At 70.7% G+C, this 2,809-nt stretch carries 3 protein-coding genes; 2 read left to right on the top strand and 1 reads right to left on the bottom strand.

The window, feature by feature from the left end:
* Together ACFPM7_RS30300 and ACFPM7_RS30295 are read left to right on the top strand one after the other, a co-directional pair.
* On the top strand, positions 1–370 hold a 370-nt coding region (locus ACFPM7_RS30300), incomplete at its 5' end, for an ABC transporter permease subunit (protein WP_378251275.1).
* Positions 371–554: 184 nt separating this feature from the next.
* On the top strand, positions 555–986 hold the full coding sequence (locus ACFPM7_RS30295) for a DUF6892 domain-containing protein (RefSeq protein WP_378251274.1): 432 nt from the start codon (positions 555–557) through the stop codon (positions 984–986).
* Between the two features lie 1,505 nt (positions 987–2,491).
* On the opposite strand, the gene ACFPM7_RS30290 is transcribed toward ACFPM7_RS30295, so the two are convergent.
* Positions 2,492–2,809 (bottom strand): cold-shock protein (locus ACFPM7_RS30290; protein ID WP_378251273.1); only part of this gene is annotated, 318 nt, incomplete at its 5' end.

Raw genomic sequence — 2,809 nt, 5'->3', positions numbered from 1 at the left:
CCTCGCCGCCCGCACCGCCATCCCGCCGACACTGCACGAGGCGATCGCGCTCGAAGGCGGCTCCCCGTGGTTCGCGATGACCCGCGTGACCCTGCCCCTGATGACCCCGATCATCCTGGTCCTCGCGGTCCGCGACGTGGTGGTGGTCGTCCAGAACGCCTTCGTCCCAGCCCTCCTCCTCACCGACGGCGGCCCCGCCAACGCCACCCTGACCGCCCCACTGCTGATCTACCGCCGCGCCTTCGAGTACGGCGAACTCGGCTACGCGGCAACCCTCTCGCTCACCCTGCTGCTCCTCACCACCGCGGCCGCGGCCCTGCCGCTGTGGCTGGCCGCCCGCCTGGCCGCCAGGCAGCGCACCCGCTCGTGAGCGGGTGCGCTCAGCCGGATTCGGCGCGTGGTGGCCGGGGCAGGTGGGCAAGTCGCGATCGGGCTGCCCTACCGCGTGTACCTGACCGGGTTCGGCAGGCTGTCACCTATCGGTGCGGCAGACCCCTTCCCTGGTCGGATGGTGGCCGCCGGATCTGTCCGGGCGGTCTGGTAGATAGTGGGGCATGTTCCGGGACTTCAACTTCAAACTGCTGGTCATCGACAAGCTCATGTACCAGGACGACGTGATCCAGCCTCCTTTCCGGATCGCCGATGTTCTCCACGCCAAGGGCGCCACCGGCGACCTGTTCAAGTACCTGCACGAGCAGGATCTGCTGTACACCGTCCTCGATGAAGCCCGCCGGCACTTCACCGACCTGGAGATCACCCCTGAGCAGCTGGCCTCTGTCGACGAGCTGATCACCGACGGCGGCTTGGAGATCTACCACCAGTGCTCCCCGTTCTGGGACGGAGAGGACGACCTCTTCGACGTCACCTCCCTGGACGATCTCGCCCTGCTGCCCAACCTCCGCGTGATCCACGGCGGCGACGAGGCCATGATGGCCGCCCCCGACGCCGCGAACACCCTCAAGGCCCGCGGAATCGCCGTGGGATGAGCAGTCGCCACCACCCGACGCGTGGCCATCGGCTCCAGCACTGACGCGCGTGAGTGGACTGTCTACGGGCACGTCGATGGAGGACTCAGGACCTCCGTGGGATTCTCCGGTGCGCCATCGCTTGTGGCGAGCTGCGGTTTGGTGGCGCGGACGATGGCTGAGTGCATGCCGTCGGCGACCTGATGGGTGAGGTGAGGGTGTCGTCGGCGGCGAAGACGCCGCCCCGGACATCGAGCTGAGCCCGATCACCACCGCGTGGCCTCGACCGAGCTCGCGCACCAGCCGAGATTCGTCCACTGCGGACCTCGTTCCAGCTCTCCGTCGGCGTCGTTGAGCCGGAATCATTCGACGCACACCACCTCGATGCACCGGGACGACGAAGCCCGGCGGCCTGCCACACCGGACCTGACCAGCGTCAGCGGCCCGACAGCTCCCGCTCCGCCCTGGGATGGGGTAGGCTCGGCCGCAGGGCTTCCAGCTGTCCGCGTCCAGCGGTGGCGGGGCCCGGTCGAACCGCCCGCCGCTGCGAAGTGGCGGGGGACGGGAGTACCGGCTTGCCGCCGGCTCAGCCGCTCGCATCACATCCCCTGGCCGCCACGGCCTGTGAACGCCCCACCCGACCGCTCTGTGTTCACCCCGGAGCGCGAGGACGGTGACGTTCGCCCTCGGATGTGCCGAGTCATGCCGCGCGGCTCCGCCCGTCCACCGCGTCCGTTGTGCGACAGCGCAACGGACGCGGCCCGGTGGGGCCCGCGGTCGTAACCACCGCGCACCGCGAGTGCGCGAGACCGCCCCCACACTCTGATGAGGCCGACGCACCAACCATCGGCCTCCACGGAGGTCGGATCATCCAACCGCTGTCGACCTCGGATCAGCACCTCAACCACGATCGCAGGAGACCATGACCACTTCACCTCTGACGACCAGGCGTTTCAGCCCGAGGACAGCCGCTGAGGGCGGCAAGCCATCGCGGCCCGCACCGCCACCGCTGCCCGCCCGCGCGGTGTTCAGCCACGTCCACCAGCCCGTCGAGCACAGCCCACTCGCCCCGGAGCCGGTACCGGTGCCGAGTTTCCTGGCTGCCTGAGTCCGGCTGAGTCGGGGGTGATGGTGCCGATGCAGCGATGAGGGGCGGACAGCGCTACGGCTGCCTGGCGGTGCGCGACATCTGCGACGAGAACGACGGCATCGGCAACTCCACCAACCTGGCCGCCTTCGCCAACGGCCTCGTCGGCTACGCCCAAGGCGACCACGGCTACGACCTCACCCCCCACCGCGACCTCGGCCGCGGCGACACCCTCCACCGCCACCCGCACCGCATCGCACGCGGCGCGGGTAGGTGCGGAGACACCATCTACCCGAGCGCGGCACGCTTGCGGGAACTCGTCACCCAGGCTGGGGCCGCGTTCACGTCGAGGACGTGCCGGTCGGGGTGGCCGGGGCTACCGTCGCCGAGCCGCGGGTGGCGGCCATCAGGGGGACCGAGGCGGATCGGCTGCGCCTCGTCAGAGGCGTTCGATGCGGTCGGCCTGCGGGCCTCGGTCACTGTGGCGCACCGCGTACCGGACCCGGTCACCTTTCCGCAGTGGCTCTGCCCCCATGACGACGGACACGTGGGCGAAGAGATCGTCGCCGCCCGAGTCCGGGGTGATGAACCCGAAGCCGCGGTCGCTGTCGTAGCGGGCGACAACGCCCGCGCCGCCTCGCACGGGCACCTCCCGCGCCGCCGGCCCCGCGGTCGCGACAGGTTCCGAGCGTCGCGGCGGCACCGTCTGGGGCTCGGCGCCCCGGACCAGGTGCACATCGCGGGCCTGCGGGCCCTT

It is taken from the genome of Actinokineospora guangxiensis, from assembly GCF_042657845.1.
In the GTDB taxonomy this organism is placed as follows: Bacteria; Actinomycetota; Actinomycetes; order Mycobacteriales; family Pseudonocardiaceae; genus Actinokineospora; species Actinokineospora guangxiensis.
Note: the sequence above shows the minus strand (reverse complement) of the source record. Positions and strands in the feature narration are given on the sequence as shown.

Bases quoted from the DNA above. Each gene is read 5' to 3' on its own strand.
- ACFPM7_RS30295 (WP_378251274.1), top strand. From the start codon at position 555: ATGTTCCGGGACTTCAACTTCAAACTGCTGGTCATCGACAAGCTCATG.